This is a genomic window from Vibrio sp. YT-19(2023) (assembly GCF_033337395.1).
Genome location: NZ_JAWOQN010000544.1, coordinates 1 through 679 on the forward strand (window position 1 = coordinate 1; position 679 = coordinate 679).

Genomic DNA, 679 nt, shown 5'->3' on the forward strand with positions numbered 1-679 from the left:
GGCAGAGATACTTCAGGGAAGTTAACGCTTGATAGTGTTGAACCATTATCTGAATATTTCGCCAGTTTACCCGCAACTTCCACGCCGATGTTTTCTTGTGCTTCTTGAGTAGAGCCGCCCACGTGTGGCGTTAGAATGACGTTATCGAATTTCTGTAGTGGAGATTCAAACGGGTCAGCGTTTGTTTTTGGTTCAACTGGGAATACGTCGATTGCTGCGCCAGCTAAGTGACCTGCTTCTAGGCTGTGGCAAAGCGCAGGAATATCAACAACGGTACCGCGAGCGGCGTTGATGAAGATTGCGCCAGGCTTCATGCGAGCAAATTCTTCTTCGCCCATCATATTCTTCGTTTCAGGTGTTTCTGGTACGTGCAGCGAAATAACATCACATTTGTTTAGCAGCTCGCTCATCGTGTGGATTTGCGTTGCGTTGCCAAGTGATAGTTTGTTTTCGATGTCGTAGTAGTACACGCGCATACCTAAGTTTTCAGCAATAATGCCCAGCTGAGTACCGATATGGCCGTAACCAATGATGCCAAGGCGTTTACCACGCGCTTCGTAAGAGTTGTCTGCGCTCTTCTTCCAAATACCACGGTGTGCCAAGGCGTTCTTTTCAGGAATCCCACGAAGGAGCAGAAGAATCTGACCAAGCACGAGTTCTGCTACACTTCGCGTGTTTG

1 protein-coding gene is annotated in these 679 nt (G+C 48.2%); it reads right to left on the bottom strand.

The genetic code is table 11. The features are described from left to right. Positions 1-679 (bottom strand): phosphoglycerate dehydrogenase (serA, locus tag R7E78_RS27015; protein WP_318058730.1); only part of this gene is annotated, 679 nt, incomplete at both ends.